The sequence below is a fragment of the Pseudoalteromonas sp. Ld19 genome, assembly GCF_045064135.1.
Lineage (GTDB): Bacteria > Pseudomonadota > Gammaproteobacteria > Enterobacterales > Alteromonadaceae > Pseudoalteromonas > Pseudoalteromonas aliena.
Genome location: NZ_JBISHA010000017.1, coordinates 550849 through 572972 on the forward strand (window position 1 = coordinate 550849; position 22124 = coordinate 572972).

General features: G+C 38.5%; 21 protein-coding genes. 10 read left to right on the forward strand and 11 right to left on the reverse strand.

Going from position 1 to position 22124, the window contains the following annotated elements; translation table 11 throughout:
• Nucleotides 1-26 precede the first annotated feature (26 nt).
• Nucleotides 27-2330, reverse strand: coding sequence for a TonB-dependent receptor plug domain-containing protein (locus ACJJVZ_RS07645; protein ID WP_405599501.1), 2304 nt, complete (start codon nt 2328-2330; stop codon nt 27-29).
• A 299-nt stretch (nt 2331-2629) separates the two neighbouring features.
• Between ACJJVZ_RS07645 and ACJJVZ_RS07650 the strand changes: the two genes are divergently transcribed.
• Together ACJJVZ_RS07650 and ACJJVZ_RS07655 are read left to right on the forward strand one after the other, a co-directional pair.
• Nucleotides 2630-3550, forward strand: a complete 921-nt coding sequence (locus tag ACJJVZ_RS07650; RefSeq protein WP_405599504.1) for a GGDEF domain-containing protein — start codon at nt 2630-2632, stop codon at nt 3548-3550.
• Complete coding sequence (locus ACJJVZ_RS07655) at nt 3534-4535, forward strand: AraC family transcriptional regulator ligand-binding domain-containing protein (protein WP_193155823.1); 1002 nt, start codon at nt 3534-3536, stop codon at nt 4533-4535. The genes ACJJVZ_RS07650 and ACJJVZ_RS07655 overlap by 17 nt, the downstream gene beginning before the upstream one ends.
• Nucleotide 4536: 1 nt before the next feature.
• On the opposite strand, the gene ACJJVZ_RS07660 is transcribed toward ACJJVZ_RS07655, so the two are convergent.
• The 4 genes from ACJJVZ_RS07660 to ettA form a co-directional block, all read right to left on the reverse strand.
• Nucleotides 4537-5040 carry a TlpA family protein disulfide reductase gene (locus ACJJVZ_RS07660; RefSeq protein ID WP_405599507.1) on the reverse strand — a complete coding sequence of 168 codons (504 nt, stop codon included), beginning with the start codon at nt 5038-5040 and terminating at the stop codon, nt 4537-4539.
• Nucleotides 5041-5102: 62 nt separating this feature from the next.
• A complete protein-coding gene (locus tag ACJJVZ_RS07665) occupies nt 5103-6011 on the reverse strand; it encodes a histone deacetylase (RefSeq protein WP_138584255.1) in 909 nt (302 codons plus the stop codon).
• Nucleotides 6012-6064: 53 nt separating this feature from the next.
• A complete protein-coding gene (locus ACJJVZ_RS07670) occupies nt 6065-6433 on the reverse strand; it encodes a PilZ domain-containing protein (protein ID WP_405599510.1) in 369 nt (122 codons plus the stop codon).
• A gap of 155 nt (nt 6434-6588) precedes the next feature.
• Nucleotides 6589-8262 (reverse strand): energy-dependent translational throttle protein EttA, encoded by a 1674-nt coding sequence (gene ettA, locus ACJJVZ_RS07675; protein ID WP_077535696.1) that lies wholly within the window; start codon nt 8260-8262, stop codon nt 6589-6591.
• Nucleotides 8263-8483: 221 nt separating this feature from the next.
• On the opposite strand from ettA, the gene metA reads away from it, so the two are divergent.
• From metA to metH, 3 genes are read left to right on the forward strand one after another with little or no spacing between them, the layout of a single operon-like run.
• On the forward strand, nt 8484-9431 hold the full coding sequence (gene metA / locus ACJJVZ_RS07680) for a homoserine O-succinyltransferase (protein WP_138584253.1): 948 nt from the start codon (nt 8484-8486) through the stop codon (nt 9429-9431).
• Nucleotides 9421-10494, forward strand: a complete 1074-nt coding sequence (locus tag ACJJVZ_RS07685) for a homocysteine S-methyltransferase family protein (protein ID WP_405599514.1) — start codon at nt 9421-9423, stop codon at nt 10492-10494. The genes metA and ACJJVZ_RS07685 overlap by 11 nt, the downstream gene beginning before the upstream one ends.
• A 9-nt stretch (nt 10495-10503) precedes the next feature.
• Complete coding sequence (gene metH / locus ACJJVZ_RS07690; RefSeq protein ID WP_405599517.1) at nt 10504-13134, forward strand: methionine synthase; 2631 nt, start codon at nt 10504-10506, stop codon at nt 13132-13134.
• Nucleotides 13135-13225: 91 nt separating this feature from the next.
• On the opposite strand, the gene ACJJVZ_RS07695 is transcribed toward metH, so the two are convergent.
• The 3 genes from ACJJVZ_RS07695 to ACJJVZ_RS07705 all read right to left on the reverse strand — a co-directional run bounded on the left by ACJJVZ_RS07695 (nt 13226) and on the right by ACJJVZ_RS07705 (nt 14901).
• Complete coding sequence (locus ACJJVZ_RS07695) at nt 13226-13774, reverse strand: hypothetical protein (RefSeq protein ID WP_405599519.1); 549 nt, start codon at nt 13772-13774, stop codon at nt 13226-13228.
• Between the two features lie 193 nt (nt 13775-13967).
• Nucleotides 13968-14516 carry a hypothetical protein gene (locus tag ACJJVZ_RS07700; RefSeq protein WP_405599522.1) on the reverse strand — a complete coding sequence of 183 codons (549 nt, stop codon included), beginning with the start codon at nt 14514-14516 and terminating at the stop codon, nt 13968-13970.
• A 10-nt stretch (nt 14517-14526) separates the two neighbouring features.
• Complete coding sequence (locus tag ACJJVZ_RS07705; protein WP_405599524.1) at nt 14527-14901, reverse strand: hypothetical protein; 375 nt, start codon at nt 14899-14901, stop codon at nt 14527-14529.
• A gap of 416 nt (nt 14902-15317) precedes the next feature.
• On the opposite strand from ACJJVZ_RS07705, the gene ACJJVZ_RS07710 reads away from it, so the two are divergent.
• The 3 genes from ACJJVZ_RS07710 to ACJJVZ_RS07720 all read left to right on the forward strand — a co-directional run bounded on the left by ACJJVZ_RS07710 (nt 15318) and on the right by ACJJVZ_RS07720 (nt 19416).
• On the forward strand, nt 15318-17477 hold the full coding sequence (locus ACJJVZ_RS07710) for a DKNYY domain-containing protein (RefSeq protein WP_405599526.1): 2160 nt from the start codon (nt 15318-15320) through the stop codon (nt 17475-17477).
• Nucleotides 17478-18545: 1068 nt separating this feature from the next.
• Complete coding sequence (locus ACJJVZ_RS07715) at nt 18546-18989, forward strand: hypothetical protein (protein WP_405599528.1); 444 nt, start codon at nt 18546-18548, stop codon at nt 18987-18989.
• 190 nt (nt 18990-19179) lie between these two features.
• Complete coding sequence (locus tag ACJJVZ_RS07720; RefSeq protein ID WP_405599568.1) at nt 19180-19416, forward strand: DUF6795 domain-containing protein; 237 nt, start codon at nt 19180-19182, stop codon at nt 19414-19416.
• Between the two features lie 231 nt (nt 19417-19647).
• Here the strand turns inward: ACJJVZ_RS07720 and flgN are convergent, their stop codons facing one another.
• From flgN to flgA, 3 genes are all read right to left on the reverse strand, one after another.
• Nucleotides 19648-20076 (reverse strand): flagellar export chaperone FlgN, encoded by a 429-nt coding sequence (gene flgN, locus ACJJVZ_RS07725; RefSeq protein ID WP_405599530.1) that lies wholly within the window; start codon nt 20074-20076, stop codon nt 19648-19650.
• Entirely contained in the window at nt 20076-20363 is a 288-nt protein-coding gene (flgM, locus tag ACJJVZ_RS07730; protein WP_138584244.1) for a flagellar biosynthesis anti-sigma factor FlgM, read from the reverse strand. The genes flgN and flgM overlap by 1 nt, the downstream gene beginning before the upstream one ends.
• 95 nt (nt 20364-20458) lie before the next feature.
• A complete protein-coding gene (gene flgA, locus ACJJVZ_RS07735) occupies nt 20459-21223 on the reverse strand; it encodes a flagellar basal body P-ring formation chaperone FlgA (protein WP_405599533.1) in 765 nt (254 codons plus the stop codon).
• Between the two features lie 106 nt (nt 21224-21329).
• Between flgA and flgB the strand changes: the two genes are divergently transcribed.
• Both flgB and flgC read left to right on the forward strand, forming a co-directional pair.
• On the forward strand, nt 21330-21704 hold the full coding sequence (flgB, locus tag ACJJVZ_RS07740; protein WP_405599535.1) for a flagellar basal body rod protein FlgB: 375 nt from the start codon (nt 21330-21332) through the stop codon (nt 21702-21704).
• Nucleotides 21704-22120 carry a flagellar basal body rod protein FlgC gene (flgC, locus tag ACJJVZ_RS07745; protein WP_077535688.1) on the forward strand — a complete coding sequence of 139 codons (417 nt, stop codon included), beginning with the start codon at nt 21704-21706 and terminating at the stop codon, nt 22118-22120. The genes flgB and flgC overlap by 1 nt, the downstream gene beginning before the upstream one ends.
• Nucleotides 22121-22124: the final 4 nt, after the last annotated feature.

Here is a 22124-nt window from a genome sequence, read left to right on the forward strand (position 1 = left end):
TGATGAGCACCACTTAACAAATTTACTTAAAACGCGTAACGCAGCATTATTTGATAAACAGGACCCGCTTCTTCAGATTCAATTTCGTACTCATCAAAGCGTCTACTAAACTGATCATCAACGGTATCAAACTTATTAAAGGTTTCGTCTTTACTTGCATCAAGTAGATTTGAGCCTACTAAGCGCAGCGTTATGTCTTCCCAGCGTTTTTCTATAAAAATTTCAAAATCGGCACTGTAAGACGTTGTTACTTCCTCACCTACAATGCGTCCATAAGCATCACCTTGCTTACGATAAGTTGCGCCAAAAGCCGCTCTAAGCTTCGGTAAATCTTGAATAAACCCAACGTTATACACGTAGTCTGATTGGTCATTAAATTTGCGTTCCCCAAAAAAGTCAGTGACTTCACTATCAAGCCACGAATAGTTTAAAAACACGCCAGTGTTAGGCATATTAAATGCGCCAAGTGGTGTCGATAAATCAAGTTCAATCCCTTTTACATTACCGTCCCCCGTATTGCGTGGTTGCAGTACAAACGTGCCTTCGCCTTCAGAGCCTTGTTGCTCTGTGTTTGCTATTTCTATTAGGTCGTTTACTTTGCGATAAAATAAATTAATACCCACAACGCCACTTTTCCCTAAACGATATTCGTAGCCTAAATCCATACCCCAAGCTGATTCGGGTTTTAATTCAGGGTTACCTAGTTGGTCGTTATCGCCAAGTTCTTTTTCGATAAGTGCGGGTGTCAAAAAATCAAATTCAGGGCGGCGTAAACTACGTGCAACTGATGCGCTAATACGGCCATTTTCAGTGACGTTATAACGAAAGTGTGCAGAAGGAAGAATAAAGTCATAATTGTTATCTTCGGTTACAGCAACAGTTTTGTCATTGATTTTTGAGTCGGTAGATTCCCAGCGTGCGCCTAGCTCCCAAGCAAACAAATCATCTTGGTGTTTAACAAGTGCAAACACGTCAAAGCGATCTTCTTCTAAGGTACTTACGCCTCCAGTAACAGCGTCATATTCACTGTCAAAGGTAGCGAGTGTTAGTGGGGTTGCCGCATATTGATCCCAGCGGGTAAGGGCTAACGCTCGCTCGTTTTGCGATTCAAAAATTTCACTGTCACGCTTTTTACTTTGTAAAAATGCACCAAATTGAATTTCTTTATTTTCGCCCCAAGGCTGGCTATGTTGCCATTGCAGTGTCCATTCTTTGTCGTCTATTGCGCTTTTAGTTTGCTCTTCTTCAAATACCATAGGCAGCTCTGAGGTATCTAGCTCTACTTCTTGCTCATAGACGGATTCTTCAAATTTGGCGAACCCAAACTTAAATTTACTGGTGCCGTTTAGAAGTGGGAACTCATAAGCGGTATTGATATTGTAATTAGTCTGATCGATATACTTAACATTGGCGTTATCGGTTTCTAAGTTTCCACCATTTACAATATCGCTATTGGTGGCAGTGGGGTCATTGTATTCAAATGAGCGCTCATCTTCAGTTCGCTCTGTATCAACCCACATTGCGCTAATATTAAACTGACTGTCGTCATTAAAAATAATTTCGTAGCTGGCGTTAAGTGATGTGTCGTCGCCATCGCGCGTATCAGATTGATCTTCTCGGTTATCAAATTCTTCCGTTTTATAGTTTTTATTATTTTCTGGGCTATCGCCATAGCGCTGGCTGGTTTTTTGTTTTGGGTTATATCGTCCTTGTAAATTTGCACCAAGCAGTAATCGCCCTCCGGCTAATTCGGTACCGTATACGCCCGCTAAACTTTCTTTAAACTCACCATTGTCATAACGTAAGCCACCAACACGTAAGTAACCGCCGTCGAGGCTATAACCATCGCGCAATACAATATTTAATGTGCCCGCTATCGCATCGGCTGAACGATTCGCGCTTGATGAGCGAATTATTTCAACGCGTTCGATTAACTCAGCCGGAATTCGGTCAACAAAAAATGAACGGTCGGCACCCGCGCCAGGCACTTCCTCACCGTTTATAAGCACTTTAGTATAGGCAGGGCTTAAGCCTCGCATCCGCGCACCATCCGATTCAAGCACATCCGATAAGAATGTAACGCTAGGTACGCGTTTTAAAGCATCACCGGCTGTAAGCGGTTCAAAGCGTTGAAAGTACTCTTGTGAATACTCTAAAGTGGGTGCAAGTTCGTCTGAGCGATTTCTGTAACCAATTTCGCCATATACAACAATTTTTTCAGAAACCTCAATGTCTTTCTTTTTAGTTTCTTTTGCATCATCTTCTGCATACGCCGTTAAATTACATAATGCTAATGCGGCTACCAGTGCTTTTATTTTAAAGTGTTTCATTGTATTTGCTCTTGGTTATTACAGGGTTGTTTCTTGGTATGGCGAGCAAACTAAGGTTGTTTGATGACGTAAATGTGACAAGGTATGTATTAAACACGCGTATTTAGTGACGTTTGAGCAACACGCAGAGCTTATTGAGCTTTTCGCACTCCTAGTAAAGCAATGCGTTATGCACTGTGCAGCGCTGTTTTTAAAGTCCCTATCATTTTGTTGTCATATAGCTGAGCTAATATGACCCTGCTAACACAAACTGATATGAACTAACTTTAAAACTCATTTATAAACAAAAGATACAACACATGCGATTTAATCCCTTTACCAGCCACCGACTATTAACAAACGCCATCATTAGCCTATTTTTAAGTGCTGTGTTTTTAAGTGCTTATTTAGGTGAACTAAAAACGTATGCTTATATTCAATGGCTCGATATTATGGGGGAGGGCGGCATTGTATTAATGACTCTTGTTTGGATCTCCGTGTTATTAATATCTAGGCCCCCCAGTAAAGTAACAACTTACTTGGTGATTGGTATCGGGCTATTTATGTTTTCAGCCACGCTCGATTTACTTGATGAGTGGTTAATGCATCCTGCGCATCAATGGCTAAGTTGGATTGAATCACTGCCCGCGCCGCTAGGCATGCTATTAACGAGTGTAGGTTTGTATTACTGGCATCAAGAGCAATATGTATTAAATCGTCAGTTACGCCGTCGCGAAGTGCATTTACGTGAGCACGACAAAGTATGCTCAGTCACAGGCCTTTATAAAGCGCAGTATTTAGATTCAGTAATTAACGAGCAATTAATTAGCACGCAGCCGTTTTGGTTAGGAGCTATTGATATACGTGATTTCTCGCACTTTAATAATGAATTTGGTTTTAGTGAGGGTGACAGGTTACTGCGTGAAATAAGTGAGTTATTACTTATGAATTGCCGATTAAGTGATGTGGTGTGCCGTTATGCGGGAGATTGTTTTATGGTGCTAATGCCTGCGACCACAGAGCAACAAGCAAAAGAGTTGATGGCGCAAATTAAAGGGGCTTTAAGGCACTGCGCATTTAAAGTTGAGGCGTCAAAAAAAGCAAGGTTTCAGCATGTAACGACAGCTTTAATACAAGGAAATGTACGCAATAACACGCGGACATTAACAAGCCAGTTGCACAGCCAATTACAGCAAAAAAAGTATCAACAAAAAGTAGCGCAACGTGCATACCTTTGTTAATCAAAATGATAAGTACCTAAGCGCACAAGGGCTTATCACAACAATTGTAGAACTGGCACAGAACCGAGGGATTGATTTACATAAACTGTTGCGGGGGACTGGTATTTTTGAGCAAGATTTACTTAATTTTCAGCATGCATTTAGTATCTCTCAGCAGGTGCGTTTATTAGCACAATTTAAGTCATTGATGAAAAGTACCGACAGTGGCTTTTTACTCGGTAGCCAGCTAATTAACGATACACGAGCTGAAGCACAAACCCTTATGTACAGCGCTAATTTAGCTCAAGTATTAAAGCAGTTATCGCTTTTAAGAATGCAGCTAGCGCCTTTGTTATTTAGTCAAACGTATATTAAAAACAATAATTTTTATATTTATATTCAGCCCGCGCACGGGCTCGACGAAGATTTATACCATTATGTTTTAGAGATATACAGCACCGCATTTTATAGTTTACTTAAACGAGTAAGCACAAGTTATCCCCATTGCCAGTTTGACTTTGCGTTTAAGCGCCCTCGCCATATTCAAGAATACGAACATAATTTGGGACTCAAGGTTAGTTTTGATAAGCCATGTACACGCTGGGTATTAAATAAAACTATGTTACGGGCCAGAAATCCGCATGCTAGTCAATTACGCTTTATGCAAGCTCAGTCGCAGTTACATAACAAAAATGTAGTTAGCATGACTTTTATTGAAGCGGTCTGTCGGTACTTATATGCCTATCCAAGTGTCAATTTAGAGTTTACTGCCAAACATTTTGCAATGAGCCCAGCAACATTTAAGCGCAAACTTAAACTCAATGGTGTACGCTTTTCAACGTTAATTGATGCTCAAAATAAGCATAAAGCGATTTATTTACTTACCTTATGTGCTAAACGAAATGAACAAGTCGCTGAGCAGTTGGCTTTTTATGATATACCTAACTTTCGGCGTGCATTTAAACGTTGGACAGGTTTAACTCCGAGCCAGTTAAAAACGCAGTAAGCTACTTTGTTTTTACATTAATAGAATGCAGTAAGGTGCGTGCATTTAAATGCAGGTTTGCATCTTCTGGGTTTGAAGTGTTAATAAGCCAAACAACGCGGCCTTTTTTATCAATAAATAAGGTAGTCGGTGTCCCTCGTATACTTAATTGCGCTGCAATTACGTCCGCTTTTACTGCTGTTTTAAAAGTATACCCTCTGTCTGAAAGTGCTTTAGCGGGAGTGGCATCGTCATCTTCTTTAAAACTCACGGCAATAACTTTTAAGCCCATGTCGTTTATTTTTTGAAGCGCGGGTTGCAGCTTTTTACAGTATGGGCACCAAGTCGCCCAAAAATGCAAAACATAAGGCTGGCCCACTAAGTCATGAGTATTAATGATAGAGCCATCTGCCATTTGTAAATTTAATGTAGGCAATTGAGGATGCGCTTCATCTGTGTTTTGATCTTGCGCATATAGAGTAAAGCTTAATAAAAAGAGTGAGATAGCAGTAAGTAGTTGTGTCATAGTGTTTTCGTTTTTATTGTCTGTATTAAATAAGAACGAGAATTTAACATTTTTATTTCATATTAAAAGCGAGCGGCTTGCTCAACTATAATTGCGTGGCGTTTAGCAAGACGAAGGTGATCTCTATCATAACCGCCGCCAATCACAGTGGCTACTGGCGTGTTGTGCTCAAGGCAGCGTTTAAGCACTAAGTGGTCGCGTTTGACTATTCCATCCCAACTGATATCTAATTTACCTAGCCCATCGTCTTGCCATATATCAACGCCTGCGTCGTAAAGCACTAAGCTTGGGTTTAGCTCTTTAAGTAAATAACTTAAGGTGTCGTCTACTATGGCGAGATATTCGTCGTCTTTCATATTGTCGGCCAAGCCAATATCCAAATCACTAGGGGACTTTCTAAAGGGAAAGTTTTTTTCACAATGAATAGAGCAAGTATAAGCATAGGGTTGATGCTGTAACATTGCAGCTGTGCCGTCGCCTTGGTGCACATCTAAATCAAAAATAAGCACATTAGTCACTTCGCCACTTTTTATTAACGTCTCGGCAGTAAAGGCTAAATCATTAACCATGCAAAAACCTGAACCAAAGTCATGATGTGCGTGATGTGTGCCACCCGCTAAGTGACACGCTATGCCGTGTTGAAGTGCTAAGCGAGCCGTTTGCAGCGTACCTTGCGGGGCTGTAAATGTACGATTCATTAACTCTTGTGACCAAGGTAAGCCAATGCGACGCATGGTTTTTTCATTTAAGCGGTTGTGCCATAGATCTTGAATGTAGTTATCGCAATGCACAAGTTCAAGTGGCCCTGGCTTGCCTAATATTGGCTCAACTAGATTATTGCCAATTAAGCCAAGCTCTGCAACATGCTCATATAAATGTGCAAACTTACTCATTGCAAAGCGGTGTTTTGGATCAAAACTAAACGAGTAATTGGGGTGATACACTAAAGGTAAATGTGGATTTAAGATCATGTTTGCACAAGTTAAAAAATTTGCTCTATGGTAATCAACTAATCTAAATGAGTCTATTGTTGTGTGTCGTGGATCAACATAGCGAGCTCGCGATGTAATAGTTCGTCATCGGCTAAATTTAACTCAATTAAGCGCTTTAAATGCGTAATACTGTCTATATCAATATAATGGCATTTTAGGCCTATGTGGTCTGCTTTTATATGAGAAACCATAACTTCCATTTTTATTTCTATTTCGCTTTGCGGGAGTGTAAAGCACAGTATTGCATTGGTATTAGTGCTGCTAGTAAAGGCGTCACATCTAGTAATTAACGCGCCATGTAAAGATATATCGAGTAATTTACATGGGTATTGATGATCATTAAAAATTACTTGTGCATCGGTTGAAAATAAAACACGAGAAAACTGACGACGATTTTGCATAACCTAACTTGGCCTTATTGTTTTTATAATAAATTAATCATAGCGGGTAATTCTCTACATGCTAGAAAATAAGTGTTTAGAATACTGGTGGCATAAAAAAGCCCCGCATAAATGCAGGGCTTAGTGTGACTGTAATAAATTAGCTACAGTCAGGATTAGCCAATTTTTTTGTACTTAATACGTTTAGGTTGAGCTGCTGCTGCACCTAATGTCTTTTTAAGCCACTCTTCGTATTCAGTGTAGTTACCATCAAAGAAGTTAATTTGACCTTCATCGCGGTAATCTAAAATATGTGTAGCAATACGGTCAAGGAACCAACGGTCATGCGATATACACATTACACAGCCTGGGAACTCTAAAATAGCGTTCTCAAGTGCACGTAGTGTTTCAACGTCCAAGTCATTGGTTGGCTCATCCAGTAATAACACATTGCCGCCCGCTTTTAATAACTTAGCAAGGTGTAAACGGTTGCGTTCACCACCTGATAGATCTTTAACAAACTTTTGCTGATCGTTACCTTTAAAGTTAAAGCGACTTACATACGCACGGCTTGGGAACTCAAAGTTACCAATTTTTAATACGTCTTGACCGTCTGATATTTCTTGGAAAACAGTTTTGCTTTCGTCCATCCCGTCGCGGAACTGATCAACAGTCGCAAGGTGTACAGTTTCACCAACGCTGATGCTACCGCTGTCTTGCTCTTGCTCACCGCTTATCATTTTAAATAGCGTTGATTTACCTGCACCATTAGCACCAATAATACCCACAATAGCGCCCTTAGGCATGCTAAAGCTTAAATCGTCAATTAAAACGCGATCGCCAAAGCTCTTACGAAGATTAGTTACTTCAAGTACTTGGTCGCCTAAACGCGGGCCAGGTGGAATAAACATTTCGTTAGTTTCGTTACGCTTTTGGTAATCAGATTGCTGCATTTCAGTAAACTGAGCCATACGTGCTTTTGACTTAGCTTGGCGACCTTTAGGGTTTGAACGAACCCATTCAAGTTCTTGCGCAATTGATTTTTGACGCGCTTTTTCTGATTTTTGTTCTTGCTGCAGGCGCGCATCTTTTTGTTCAAGCCAAGAAGAGTAGTTACCTTCCCATGGAATACCTTCGCCACGGTCAAGCTCTAATATCCAACCAGCTACATTATCAAGGAAGTAACGGTCATGCGTTACTGCCACAACGGTGCCTTCGTAATCGTGTAAGAAACGCTCTAACCATGCAACCGACTCAGCATCCAAGTGGTTAGTTGGCTCATCGAGAATAAGCATGTCTGGTTTTTCAAGTAATAATCGGCATATAGCAACACGACGACGCTCACCACCTGAAAGGTGCTCAATTTTAGCATCCCATTCTGGCAGACGAAGTGCATCAGCAGCACGCTCTAAAACGTTGTCGATGTTATGACCATCGTGCGCCTGAATAACCGCCTCAAGCTCGCCTTGCTCTTTTGCAAGTGCGTCAAAGTCAGCACCTTCCATTGCGTATTCGTTATACACTTCGTCAAGACGGCTAAGTGCATGTTTAACTTCGCCAACAGCTTCTTCAACAATTTCACGCACTGTTTTACTTTCGTCCAGTACAGGCTCTTGTGGCAAGTAACCAATTTTTGTACCAGGCTGAGGATGTGCTTCACCTTCAAAATCTTGGTCAACACCGGCCATAATGCGAAGTAAAGTAGATTTACCAGAACCGTTTAAACCAAGCACACCAATTTTTGCGCCAGGGAAAAAGTGCAACGAAATATCTTTTAAGATAGTGCGCTTAGGTGGCACAACCTTAGATACTCGACTCATCGAGAATATAAATTTATCAGGTAAAACCATGAAAGGAGCCTTCAAATAATAATAAAAATTTCAATGTTGTATTGTAGTGGCTCTCAGGTGAAACAGTCAACGAATGGCATAGTTTTAAAGCACTAAAGCATGCTTGTAAGCAAAGTATAAAATCATGAATAAATTTCATTTGGACATCTATACATCTAGAGGTTGATATTTTTTACTTTCAGTTCATAATTAGCACAGGTTTTTATGAACAGGAGTGAAGTATGCCAATTACAGTAAAAGACGAGTTGCCGGCTATTGCGCGTTTACGTCAAGAAGACGTATTTGTAATGCCAAAAAGTCGTGCAAAAACGCAAGAAATACGCCCAATGCGTTTGGCTATTTTAAACTTAATGCCTAATAAAGTAGAAACCGAAGTTCAGTTTATTCGCTTACTTGCCAACTCGCCTTTGCAAGTAAACGTAGAACTACTACGCCTTGACACTCACCGCAGTAGTAGCAACTCAGAAGAGCACCTTGATACCTTTTATCGTTATTTTTCTGAAGTTAAAGACAACAATTACGATGCATTAATAGTAACAGGTGCGCCACTTGCCCATTTAGAATACGACGATGTAGCATATTGGGATGAGCTAAAGGTCATTATTGATTGGGCCGAGCAACACGTTACCTCTACGTTATTTTCGTGCTGGGCAGCACATGCCGCGCTATATCACCATTACAATTTAAAGCGCGATTTAAAAGACGACAAACTGTGTGGCGTATTTACTCACCAATGTTATTTTGAGCACGGTGCACTGACTCGCGGATTCGACGACACCTTTTTAGTACCGCACTCACGCTATGGCCACATTGATATAAATAAAATAAACGCCTGTGATGAGCTGGTGGTATTGGCTGGCTCTGAGCGAGTAGGGGCTTACTTACTTAAAAACAAATCGGGTAGCCAAGTGTTTATAACCGGTCACCCAGAGTACGACGCCGACTCGCTAAAAGCAGAATATGAGCGAGATTGTAAAAAAAGCCCCAATGCACCAAAACCCGAAAATTACTTTGTGGACGATGATGCAACCAAACAACCTTCAAAAACGTGGCAAAGCCATGCTTTTTTACTTTTTTCGAACTGGTTAAATTACTACGTGTACCAAACCACACCGTATGATATTAATTTAGTTAGCCAAGATGTGAGGACTAACAACTATGCCGAATAACGCGCCTACAAATAATAAGCAAGCCGAAATAAGTACAGCATTAAAAGAACGCATTTTAATTTTAGATGGCGCTATGGGCACCATGATCCAAGATCATAAGCTAGAAGAAGAAGACTATCGCGGCGAGCGTTTTAAAGACTGGCATGTATTAATTAAAGGCAATAACGATTTATTAAGCCTAACCAAGCCCGATTTAATCACCGATATTCATCGTGATTTTTTATCAGCGGGCGCCGATATTATCGAAACTAACACGTTTAACTCGACCACTATCTCGATGGAAGATTACGACATGGCAAGCCTAAGCCGTGAAATAAACCGAGAGTCGGCTAAATTAGCACGCGCAATTTGCGATGAATTTACAGCTAAAACGCCAGAAAAACCACGCTATGTAGCCGGTGTTTTAGGACCAACCTCTAAAACGTGTTCAATTTCGCCAGACGTAAACGATCCGGGTTACCGAAATGTCACCTTTGATAAACTCGTTACTGCGTATGTTGAGTCTACCCTTGCATTAATGGAAGGCGGCGCCGATTTAATACTAATCGAAACTATATTCGACACCCTTAATGCAAAAGCCGCCTCGTTTGGCGTAGAAGAAGCCTTTGAGCAAGCTGGGCGTACATTACCAGTTATGATCTCGGGCACTATTACCGATGCCTCTGGCCGTACGCTTTCGGGGCAAACAACCGAAGCATTTTATAACTCTATTCGCCATATTAAGCCTATTTCGATTGGTTTAAACTGCGCACTTGGTCCTGATTTACTGCGCCAATACGTAGAAGAGCTGTCGCGCGTGTGCGAAACCTTTACATCGGTACACCCTAATGCGGGCTTACCAAATGAGTTTGGTGAATACGACTTAGAAGCGGGCGATATGGCAACCGAAATTATCGATTGGGGTAAATCGGGCTTTATTAATATAGTAGGCGGGTGCTGCGGTACCACGCCTGCGCATATTCGCGCGTTTGCAAAAGGGCTTGAAGGCGTTAAGCCTCGCCAATTGCCAGAGCTTGAAGTACGCATGCGTTTATCGGGCCTCGAAGCCTGTAACTTAAATTAAGGAGCCAACATGACACAGCAAATAGCAGTATTTACCAATGTTGGTGAGCGTACCAATGTAACTGGTTCGGCTATGTTTAAACGCCTAATCATGGAAGAAGATTTTGAAGCCGCGCTAACAGTGGCCCGCGAACAAGTAGAAAACGGCGCACAGGTTATTGATATAAACATGGACGAAGCCATGTTGGACTCAAAAGCCGCCATGGTTAAGTTTTTAAACTTAATAGCCTCGGAGCCCGATATTTCTCGTGTACCCATTATGGTCGACTCCTCAAAATGGGAAGTAATAGAAGCCGGCTTAAAGTGTATTCAAGGCAAGGCTATTGTTAACTCAATATCGCTAAAAGAGGGCGAAGAGCCATTTATTCGCCAAGCTAAAATAATAAAACGTTTTGGCGCAGCTGCCGTTGTAATGGCGTTTGATACCGACGGACAAGCCGACACGGCAGACCGAAAGTTCGCAATATGTGCGCGCAGTTATAAAATATTGGTAGAAGACATTGGCTTTGCGCCAGAAGATATTATTTTCGACCCTAATATATTTGCCGTAGCCACCGGTATTGAAGAGCACGACAACTACGCTGTAGAATTTATTGAAGGCACACGCCGCATTAAGCAAAACTTACCGCACTGTAAAGTGTCGGGCGGTGTATCAAATGTATCGTTTTCGTTTAGGGGTAATAACCCCGTACGTGAAGCCATTCACTCGGTGTTTTTATATCATGCCATTCAAGCGGGTATGGACATGGGTATTGTAAATGCGGGGCAACTCGCCGTTTACGATGATATACCAGCAGAGCTTCGTAAAGCCGTTACCGACGTAATACTTAACACCGACCCAGGCGCAGGTGAGCGCTTAGTTGAGCTTGCACCTAAGTATTCGGGCATGGCACAAGCCGAGCGAGTAGAAGATTTAGAGTGGCGCACATGGCCCGTGGCAAAACGCCTTGAGCACGCGCTTGTTAAAGGTATTACTACCTTTATTGATGAAGATACCGAAGAATGCCGTGCTGCTGCCGATAAACCTATTCACGTAATTGAAGGGCCGTTAATGGACGGCATGAACGTAGTAGGGGATTTATTTGGCGCAGGTAAAATGTTTTTACCACAAGTGGTTAAATCGGCGCGCGTAATGAAGCGAGCCGTAGCCTACCTAGACCCATACATTGAGCTTGAAAAAGAAGAAGGCTCAACTAACGGTAAAATAGTGATGGCGACCGTAAAAGGCGACGTACACGACATAGGTAAAAATATTGTGGGTGTAGTACTGCAATGTAACAACTACGAAGTAATCGATTTAGGCGTAATGGTACCGGCTGATAAAATACTGCAAACTGCCATCGACGAAAAAGCCGATATTATTGGTTTGTCGGGCTTAATTACCCCATCGCTTGACGAAATGGTACACGTAGCAAAAGAAATGAAACGCCGTGGTTTTGAACTGCCGCTACTCATTGGTGGTGCAACTACCTCTAAAGCGCACACCGCAGTAAAAATTGAGCCGCAATATGACAAAGGCGTAGTGTATGTAAGTAATGCCAGCCGTGCGGTAGGTGTAGTATCTAATTTATTATCGAAAGACATTAAGCCTGATTTTTTAGCTAAAACCCAAGCTGAATATGTAAAAGTGCGCGAGCAACAAGCGCGCAAAAAGCCACGCTCTAAGCCTGTTACAATTGGGCGTGCCCGCGATAACGCAGCGGTGCTTGATTGGGATAACTACACGACACCTGTGCCTAAAAAGCTCGGCGTGATCGAGTTTAAAAACGTATCAATCGCCACTTTGCGTAAATACATAGATTGGACGCCATACTTTATGACATGGTCAATTGCCGGTAAATACCCGCGCATAATGGACGACGAAGTAGTAGGCGAGCAAGCGCAAAGCTTATTTAAAGACGCTAACGATATGTTAGACGACCTTGAAAAAGCAGGCAGTTTGCAACCACTTGGTGTAATTGGTTTATTTCCTGCTAACCGCGTTGGGGATGATATAGAAATATACACCGACGAAACACGCAAAGAAGTATTAACTACTTCGTGCCATTTACGCCAGCAAACCGAAAAAACCGACTTTGCTAATTATTGCCTAGCCGACTACATAGCACCCAAAGGCACACCAGACTATTTTGGCGCGTTTGCAGTAACGGGCGGCCTAGAAGAAGACGACCTCGCCAATGCGTTCGACGCACAGCAAGACGACTACAACAAAATAATGGTTAAAGCGGTTGCCGACAGGCTCGCCGAGGCATTTGCAGAATACCTACACGAAAAAGTACGTAAAGAGTATTGGGGTTTTGCACCAGACGAAAACCTAGCAAACGATGAGCTAATACGCGAAAACTACCAAGGTATTCGCCCTGCGCCAGGTTACCCAGCGTGCCCAGAACACACTGAGAAAAAGAAAATTTGGCAGTTGCTCGACACCGAAAAACGCATTGGTATGCAGCTAACTAGTTCGTACGCCATGTGGCCAGGTGCTGCTGTTTCGGGTTGGTACTTCTCACACCCACAAGCAAAATATTACGCAGTAGCAGCAGTACAAAAAGATCAGGTGGAAGACTACGCTAAACGAACTAATATGACGCTTGCAGAGGCTGAAAGATGGCTATCGCCTAATTTGGGGTATGATCCGGAGTAAATAGAGCTGCAGTCAGTTTTTAGCTGTCAGCTATTAGTTAAAACAAAAACGAGCCAAATGAGGCTCGTTTTAAATTATACATAAAAAATCATTAAGGGCTATTAGCGAGTAGCTCATCTACTTTTTTTATAACATCTTCTGGTGTTGGTTCAGTCGTTTGTTGTTTAAACCAATCTGTTATTTCTTCGCTGACTCTATAACCTTTTTCAATGCAGTAGTGTTGAGAGGTAACCCAAATATCTGCCCCCCTAGAAGTGCTATACGAATTACAAACAGTGTAGCCTTCACTTTTAATTTTACTTTCAATAAAGTAGGTATAAGTAGGAACTGAAATCAATAGCAAAATCAGAGTAACCCCGCAAAGCTTATACCATTTAATTAGAAGTTCTGGCACTATTTCAATGCTCCTTAATTTTAAGGATATCAGTTGAGTAAGCATTAGAAGCACTGGCGTGCCTAAAATTAAACTCGCACCAAAACTCTTCTCCTCAAAGATTAACTGATGTTGATTCAAAGCTTCAAAAACGAGTGTCACCTCACTGTATGAGATCATAGGTAGAGTAATGGTCAGCACAAAGAAGAAAGCAAATAAAACAATACCCTTTATATTTTTACTTAACGTTAATTTTTCAGATTTCATTAAATTACCATTAATCACCAGTTTAAAGTGTGCCTCAATTTGATTTTTACAAGGTTGGCTGAGTTTTATATATTTTGATGTACGTTACTAATTATACCGCATTCAGAATCTGTCAAAGTCAAATTACAGTATTAAATTTAAAAGAAAAACGAGCCAAGTTAGGCTCGTTTTTTAAATTATACATAAAAAATTATTAAGGGCTATTAGCGAGTAGCTCATCTACTTTTTTTATAACATCTTCTGGTGTTGGCTCAGTCGTTTGTTGTTTTAACCAATCTGTTATTTCTTCGCTGACTCTATAACCTTTTTCAATGCAGTAGTGTTGAGAGGTAACCCAAATATCTGCCCCCCTAGAAGTGCTATAGGAATTACAAATAGTGTAGCCTTCACTTTTAATTTTACTTTCAATAAAGTAGGTATAAGTAGGAACTGAAATCAATAGTAAAATCAGAGTAATCCCGCAGAGCTTATACCATTTGATTAGAAGTTCTGGTTTTATTTCAATATTTCTTACTTTTAAGAATATCAGTCGAGTAAGCATTGCAAATGCTGGCGTATATAAAATTAAACACGCACTAAAACTTTTCTCATTAAAAATCAGCGGGTGCTTATTTAACGCCTCAAAGACAAATGCCAATTCATTGTATGATGCAATCGGTAAAACTATGGTGATGATAAAGAATAAAACAAATAAAAAAACACCCTTTATATTTTTACTTAACGCTAATTTTTCAGGTTTCATTAAATTACCATTAATCATTTTTTAAATAAGGTATTGCAAAGAGATTATGCATAAATTTTATAGGGTTTTCCTCATACATATTACTAGCATCTCGTAAGTTATTGTGTATTTTTTGTAAATTATTTTTCGCATTACTTTCAGCAATCCTTAAATTAGTTGCTAATTTCTTAGTTAAGGTCTTTGTGTCAATAAAATTATATGCTAGTAAGGCTATAGCTGAACTTACAATAACTACTGCCAAAATTGGACCAACGGCAACAACTGCAGCTGTGCCTGCTAAAGAAGAGACACCTGCCCAAGCAATACCTGATGATGCGTCAGCAATTGCTAAATCAACAGAGACCCCGCCTATAAAATCGTGCCAGAGTTTTTTATCATCGAGCATTTGGTCTACAGCATGAAACCCAACAGATATCAGGATGCTTAAAACAAAGCCCGATTTAACTGCTTTTAATTAGTAAATAAAGCTGTTACGCCCTCCAAAAAAATTAGCTAATTTAACCATGCCTATTCCTTATTTATTCAATCGTGCTAAGTCAAAAATTCGACTCTCGGAACAAACATTTAGTTCAATTTATTAAATGGAATACGGGCTATTTAGTCATTTAATTTTTTCTCAGCCTGTTTCCTTTAAGTTGTATATCTGGCATCGTTGTATGTAGGTCTGTTGTTTATATGTTTCTATTATCGTAGCTTCTGCAAGAGAAAATGCTATCACTGTATATTCAACTTACTATTTTTATTGTCAATGCAAGTTATGCACTTACTGCTTTAGTTCAAGAGTAATAAAAATGGAGTTTTATGAATTACTTTTTCTACACTGATTACTATCTCGAATTAGATTTATTCGATAATCAATTTGTTAGCATTTTATCAGGTCTTCATGTTCATCCGACGCTACCCTTAGATATAACTATAATGTCAGATGACTGTGTACTATATGAGGCTGCCCAAGATTCCATTATTGATTTCTCTCCTGATACGCTTGGTTATTATTGGAACGATGGTAAAACTTGTCTTCGCACAACAGAGGGTCTTATCTTTAAATCATGTGATTCAGAAGAAGCTATACAGTCTGTCTTAATTGATGGAAAAATGTGTGGACAAAAAATAGACTGTACTTTAAGTAAAGAGCCCCAAGATCAACCTCGATACACACTCCGTTTACTTTATGGTAAAAAAGCGTTACTTAAACAGGGTGAAGGTGCTCGGTATATACTCGAAATAGATGAAAAAGAACATTCTTTATATTTTCACGAATTTCTTTTTTCGTATAGCGTTAAGCAAAAAACAGGGTTTTATAGTGACGACGGCCAACTGTTTTACTACGATAGGCCATTGCCAGGCCTTGCAATCGATACCTTTATGGTTCTACATTTTAATTATGCTAAGGATAAGCATTCAGTTGTGTGTGGAGATAAGCTTATTTCTGAAGCTGATGTCGATTCATTCGAAGTTATTTCAACTACCTTAGCTAAAGATAAAAATCATGTTTATAATTTAGCTGAAATCATTGAAGGAGCGTTACCTGATTCTTTTGAAATCATCGACGGTAAGGATTGTGATGCGTTTGAATATTATTGTAAAGACGATAGTACAATTTACTACCTAGGTGAAGTGATTTATGGTGTAGACTGCGCTTCATTTCGTTTAATTAATAGTAACTTTGCTGTAGATGATAATTGGGTATATCGTTCTGGAAAGCGAATATCTATATTAGACTCAAGTAGCTTTCAGTATATTTCTGATTTATATGTAGCTGATAGGAATGGAGTCTACCTAAACGATATTTTCTTAGAGCAAATTGCAACCAGTAAAGATGATTTTATCGCGTATGATCATTATTTTTTATCAAATGAGGTTATTTATTGGCAAAATTGTTCATATCCTTTATCTGCAGATCCTGCATCATTTATTTCTATTAATTCGATGTGGGCTAGAGATAAGATACATATTTTTTACCAAAATAAAATAGTTTATAAAGGTACCTATAACTACATTAAACCTTTTTATGATCTGTTGATTGTAGATGAAAAGATGATATCTGATAAAGGCCCAATAAGGGGAGCAAGTTCAGTCGATTGGCATAGACTCTACGGTAACTTTTATGCATCCAAAGATAACCTATATTATAAAGACCAGTTTATAGATGGGGGCACTCCAAGGTCTTTTACAATGCTTGATAGTCTACGTTTTAAAGATCAAAATAATATTTATCTGATTGAGGAGTATTCTGAAGAACTAGAAATTATAAGTGATATTGACAGTGACGAACTTGTTATCGTTAACGAGTTTATTTTAAAAACCAATAATTTAGTCTACTTTTATAATACAGTAATAAAGGACGCTAACCCCAAAACATTTAGGTTTTTGAAATATGGTTTTTCAAGTGATGATAAAGCGGCTTTTTGTAATGAAATTCGTTTAGATGGACTGGATCCCTGCACACTTCATATTTTAAATTATAATATTATTCATGATACCAAGCGACTTTACTACCAATGCACTCCACTGGAGATCGAAATTAGTCAAATGGTGCTATTAACTGATGATATTTTAAAAGATCATCAGTTTGTCTATTACAAAGGGTTGCGGATAGCTAAAGCTGATGCACCTTCTTATACAGTTGTTAACTCATTTTTTCAAAAAGATATAAAAAACATCTACCATAATGAAAAGCATCTACTTTTAAATGCTGATGAAACTATATTTCAAGATGAAGTTTATGCAATGGATTTAAAGCGAGTGTTTTTTATTGATAAAGAAATTTTATCTGCTGACGTTGCTTCCTTTAAGATACTAGGTCTCTCTATATCAAAGGATAAAAATAATGTTTATTTTAGAGAAAATATCATTGTTCAAGCTGATCCCTTTAGCTTTAAAATTCTGGGTTATAACCAATTTATTGATAAGTTCAACCTTTATCAAGTTGAAAATGGTAAAGTGTGCATCTGTAGATAAGATTTCCTAACTAAGAAACAATCGCTTTTATTATGTTAGTTAATAGAACAGCATATGAGTTTTTAAAGCGTAATTGTTGGCGGCGTAAATTACTAAACACATCAATGCTAATATAAAAATATTCGTTTTTAAATTTTTAGTAATGTGCGCTGTTATAATTATAATAGCGGCTAGGGAACAATATCATAGTTACTCCATCCCCAACAAAAAAAATTGCCTCTGGAAGCAGGGTCTAAATTTTGCTTTGCTATTTATCCATATAATTTTATTGTTTGGAATTTCGGCAATAGCATTTGATCGCGAGCACTTTGAAGTAATAAGCAATTCAATATATGGCAATAATGTTCCTTTGATGCAATCTAACTTAGCAGATATATTCGTATCCCCTTGGTTTGCTTATTTGTGCTTAGTTTTGATTCCAATCACGTTAGTTAAAGAGCGATTATTGAAGAAATACAACGCTCGAATTTACTTAAATGTATTAGCTTCTCTTATATTTGGAGCAATAAATTTTATATTTATTGTTAATCTTTATAGCGTTTAAAACTAGCCAAAATTTACGGGCTAATAATATTATTAGGCGATTAGTTACAGTATAAGCGAGTCTAATTAGGCTCGCTTTTTAGTGTTTAAAATTGTATTAAAAGCTAATTTACTTGCCTAGATTCAAATTGTTAAGTCATTTAAAAGAAACGACAAAATGTTGGTTTAGTTTGTTAATTCAGTATTTGTTATGGCTATAGGCGTAGGTGAAATAAGCTATTTATTCCTATAAGCAGTGGGTAGTGTTTAAGAAACTTGCTATGAAGAAAAAATATATTTGCTTATTTTAGCTTCTTTTGCATCATAAGTATTAAGTGGAATAGCTGCGTTTTATTTATTAACTTCACAAGGGGAAGCATTTTCGCACGTTCAGGTGTTTTAATGGCTGTACTTGGGACAACTGATTAACTTTGTAGATTTTGGAGTTATTAATACGAAAGAATACTTGCCAATAAAAAACCTAAATAACATGTAGGGTATTGATAAATTAGGTGTTATTAAAACATAATCGAGTTAGGAGGGAATATGAAAATAGAAGATATAAAACTTAAAATTGAAAATTCTGAATTTTATAAAAAGAATGATATTCAACAGTTAATTAAACTGGTTGTTGATTTGTATGAGAACTACAGAATTGAAAACACAGTTTTAGAAAATGACGGCGATATGCTCCTTTTTCAGTGCGGACGAGACAGCTTGAGTAAAGACTACTTTATTGTTGATATTACACGCCAAGTTATTCCTGATTTAGATGATATAGACGAAGCTACGGATGCTATGCAACAGCTTAGAATTATTTTTAAATTTTTACCAAGCGAGGCTGCGTTTGCGCTTTCAATAACTAGTGAATGGTGCTCTGCGTTAAGTGAAGTTAATTGTTTTAGATCGTTTATTGAAAATAGTGATGCCTTTCAGTGGGCTATTAAAAATGACGTAATAAAAGTAGATATGGAATTATCTTATATATAAATTTAAGGCAAAGGTAGCAGGATCATAGTGGCGTCTTGCTTTTTGACTTTTATTTATCCCCTATTACCCGCTTTAAGGTTTCTTGTTTATGTCAGTTTTAACGACACTTAAAAAGTTTGGTAATCGTATTGGTGCTTACAAAGTGCATCTGTGCCCTTAGGTAAAAGGCAAGCCTTTATCGAGTGTAAAAATAGAGAGAGTATTAAATTTTTCTGATGGTAAATGTGTTGAATATTTCACTTACACTGATAAGAATGGAGGTTTCTCACTACCTGAAGTTAATATCCGCTCTAATCAACCAGCAGTTCCACTGGATGAGATTTTTACTTCTCAAGCTATTTATTTATCCTACGATCATGAAGAGTATTGTCTTTGGGGTTCTAGGTTGTCAGGCGCTAAATATCGAGAGGAATATGCAAAAAAATGAAGTCAATTAATAGCCGATACTTCTGATGAAAAGGTTCTTTTTAAATTTGAGAATAAGAAAACTGAAGGCTATAAATTTGAAGCTTTAAGTATTTGTCGTTGGTCTGATGATTTTTGAAGTAGTGGAACAAAATGCTTACTTTGACCTTTCAGAAATTGAAATGGGTGATAAGTAGTTATACAAAATTAGTTATAGCCTCTGCAAAGTATGCATTTACAAAGGTGATTCGCTTTATAATTGCATTTCTGGATAGGCTTGTTTGTTTTCGCCACCCGTTAAGCGCTGCATCAATCGACGTTGGCTTGAGAGTAATTGCCCAGAACGTTCGTTCATCATTTTGCATGTTTTCGTTTTTATTTCTAGTTCTTGCAATAATTTGGTGGTGATTGCATTTACATCACTAGGGAGTTTACTTCTTAATTGAGTTAGTCCTTCCTTACCACTAGGTAAGCCTAAACTCACTAAAAATGCATCACGCTTAGCATGCGAATCATTGAGACTATCTAAAAGCTTCAGCATTTTAATATTATGTTCTTCAAGCTGTATGTCGCGCTGGCTTAATAATACGTACTGAGACTCAAGAAATACAATTAATGCATCGAGCTTTTTAATGTCGTTTTTTAGGCTAACTATATATTCTTTTAACGTGCTTATGGTCATTATTTATGTAGCTCAACAAGGGCATTAACGGTTGCATCAATATCTATTTGAAATTCACCATTAGCGATTGCGGCTTTAACTTTAGCAACCATTTCCATATCTACATCAGGCTGAGATGATAGGCTTTCAAATGTAGAGTCTATAGATTTACTAAGCGCACTGACTTCACTGGTGTTTTTTTCAGGAGCGTGATTAGGTTTTTGCTCTTGTGTGCTTGGCGTTGCAGAGCGAGAAGTTAACTTCTGGCTTTGTTCAACGTGTAAAGCGGGTGCATTTGTTATATTCATACTGGGTTACTCATCATATTTAAAATTGTTCATACCTGCATAAATATAGGTAGCGACCAATAATACTTTTAACTTAACTTTTTTATTAATAATTTTTAAAAAATAGCTTCTACAACTCTCTTGTCAATTACTTTGCCTTGAACAACTTTGTTTGAAGATAGATTTTTAACATTGATGATTTCGCCAAACTGCCCATCTTGTAGTGCAACAGCTTTTACATTAGCTGAAAAACTAGCGGTATTTACTTGTAATAAAATAAACTCGTCTTTGTTTACTAAATACATATTCTCTAAATGGCGGCGCGAAATAATATCATCTTTTTTTATTTCTCGCTTTACCGTCATGCCAACTAATGGTTTTATTTTTGCTTCTGTTGAATGTAAGTGTTTACTTACATCTGCGCTTTTGTAGTGTAAAAGATCAGCGGTAAGTAACTCGCCCCTGCTTAGGTTTCTTTTAGCTGCAACAAGATCAATCCATAAATTTACTTTAGCGCTTGCTCTAAACTTCCATTTTGGTGATTCACATTGGACTGTAAGGCTAATTCGCCCCGCAGGCGGGTCTTCTTTTTTTGAACGGCTAATTAGCACGTTTTCACAATTTAAATCAGTACTCCCTTTTGGAATGAAGAGCTTAATTTTTTGTTGTTGTTTATTTGAGCCGATTGATGCGAGATAAGAATCAATTTCTTTTTGTAGGTAGGTATGTATCTGCTTATCGAAATTAATGTTACTTGCCACACTTTGCTGCGTACTAAAAAAAACAAGTATAAAAAACATACGGAAAAAAACATACTTCCCTTGAGGAAGTTTAGCTTCCGCTTTGTATTGGCGGATGAGATTGTTTTTTATATAAGTCATTGATTCCTAATTTTTTATAAAGTTGGCATAAAGGTTGTAGTAGGAGCTGCAACAGGTAGAAGTATGCGAATGTGTGAGCATACAAGAATCAAAAAGTAGAGGCAACATGGAACTATTTGATAAGGCGTTAGGCGTTCATCCATTTTCAATGCAGCTAAGGCTAGATCGTGCCGAAATAATAGCAAGTAATTTGGCAAATGTAGACACACCGGGATTTAAGTCTCGAGATGTTGATTATCGTCAAATTATGAATGACGTTTCATCAAGTATTTCACAAAATCGAAATGTTGACTTTATGGGTACTCAGGCAGAACAACTAAAATACCGTGTACCTTATCAACCATCAAGTGACGGGAATACGGTTGAGCTTAATATTGAACAAGCAAAGTTTGCAAATAACAGCATGGACTTTCAAACCAGCATGACTTTTTTAAATATGAAAATAAATGGTTTGTATAAAGTTATTAAAGGAGATGTGTAATGTCTTTTAACTCAATTTACGATGCAAGCGGCAGCGCAATGCGTGCTCAGGTTATTCGTCTTGATACGATTGCTTCTAACTTAGCAAATGCCGATACGGCAGCAGGCTCAGAAGCCGACGCATATAAAGCGCTTAAACCCGTATTTTCGGCTCTATATAAACAAACACAAGATGGTCAATCTATTTCAGCGTCAGTTGATATTTTGGGTATTACCGAATCTAACCGAACGGTTGAACAGCGTTATGAGCCAAATAACCCTATTGCGAACGGTGATGGTTATGTTTTTTATTCTAATGTGAACGTGCTTGAAGAAATGGCCGATATGATGTCAGCAAGTCGTAGCTACCAAACGTCTGTTGAGGTAATGGGGCGCGTTAATAGTATGCAGCAAAGTATTCTAAAATTAGGACAATAATAAA

Bases quoted from the DNA above. Each gene is read 5' to 3' on its own strand.
- ACJJVZ_RS07645 (WP_405599501.1), bottom strand. From the start codon at position 2,330: ATGAAACACTTTAAAATAAAAGCACTGGTAGCCGCATTAGCATTATGT.
- ACJJVZ_RS07650 (WP_405599504.1), top strand. From the start codon at position 2,630: ATGCGATTTAATCCCTTTACCAGCCACCGACTATTAACAAACGCCATC.
- ACJJVZ_RS07660 (WP_405599507.1), bottom strand. From the start codon at position 5,040: ATGACACAACTACTTACTGCTATCTCACTCTTTTTATTAAGCTTTACT.
- ACJJVZ_RS07665 (WP_138584255.1), bottom strand. From the start codon at position 6,011: ATGATCTTAAATCCACATTTACCTTTAGTGTATCACCCCAATTACTCG.
- ACJJVZ_RS07670 (WP_405599510.1), bottom strand. From the start codon at position 6,433: ATGCAAAATCGTCGTCAGTTTTCTCGTGTTTTATTTTCAACCGATGCA.
- ettA (WP_077535696.1), bottom strand. From the start codon at position 8,262: ATGGTTTTACCTGATAAATTTATATTCTCGATGAGTCGAGTATCTAAG.
- metA (WP_138584253.1), top strand. From the start codon at position 8,484: ATGCCAATTACAGTAAAAGACGAGTTGCCGGCTATTGCGCGTTTACGT.
- ACJJVZ_RS07685 (WP_405599514.1), top strand. From the start codon at position 9,421: ATGCCGAATAACGCGCCTACAAATAATAAGCAAGCCGAAATAAGTACA.
- metH (WP_405599517.1), top strand. From the start codon at position 10,504: ATGACACAGCAAATAGCAGTATTTACCAATGTTGGTGAGCGTACCAAT.
- ACJJVZ_RS07695 (WP_405599519.1), bottom strand. From the start codon at position 13,774: ATGAAATCTGAAAAATTAACGTTAAGTAAAAATATAAAGGGTATTGTT.
- ACJJVZ_RS07700 (WP_405599522.1), bottom strand. From the start codon at position 14,516: ATGAAACCTGAAAAATTAGCGTTAAGTAAAAATATAAAGGGTGTTTTT.
- ACJJVZ_RS07705 (WP_405599524.1), bottom strand. From the start codon at position 14,901: ATGCTCGATGATAAAAAACTCTGGCACGATTTTATAGGCGGGGTCTCT.
- ACJJVZ_RS07710 (WP_405599526.1), top strand. From the start codon at position 15,318: ATGAATTACTTTTTCTACACTGATTACTATCTCGAATTAGATTTATTC.
- ACJJVZ_RS07715 (WP_405599528.1), top strand. From the start codon at position 18,546: ATGAAAATAGAAGATATAAAACTTAAAATTGAAAATTCTGAATTTTAT.
- flgN (WP_405599530.1), bottom strand. From the start codon at position 20,076: ATGACCATAAGCACGTTAAAAGAATATATAGTTAGCCTAAAAAACGAC.
- flgM (WP_138584244.1), bottom strand. From the start codon at position 20,363: ATGAATATAACAAATGCACCCGCTTTACACGTTGAACAAAGCCAGAAG.
- flgA (WP_405599533.1), bottom strand. From the start codon at position 21,223: ATGACTTATATAAAAAACAATCTCATCCGCCAATACAAAGCGGAAGCT.
- flgB (WP_405599535.1), top strand. From the start codon at position 21,330: ATGGAACTATTTGATAAGGCGTTAGGCGTTCATCCATTTTCAATGCAG.
- flgC (WP_077535688.1), top strand. From the start codon at position 21,704: ATGTCTTTTAACTCAATTTACGATGCAAGCGGCAGCGCAATGCGTGCT.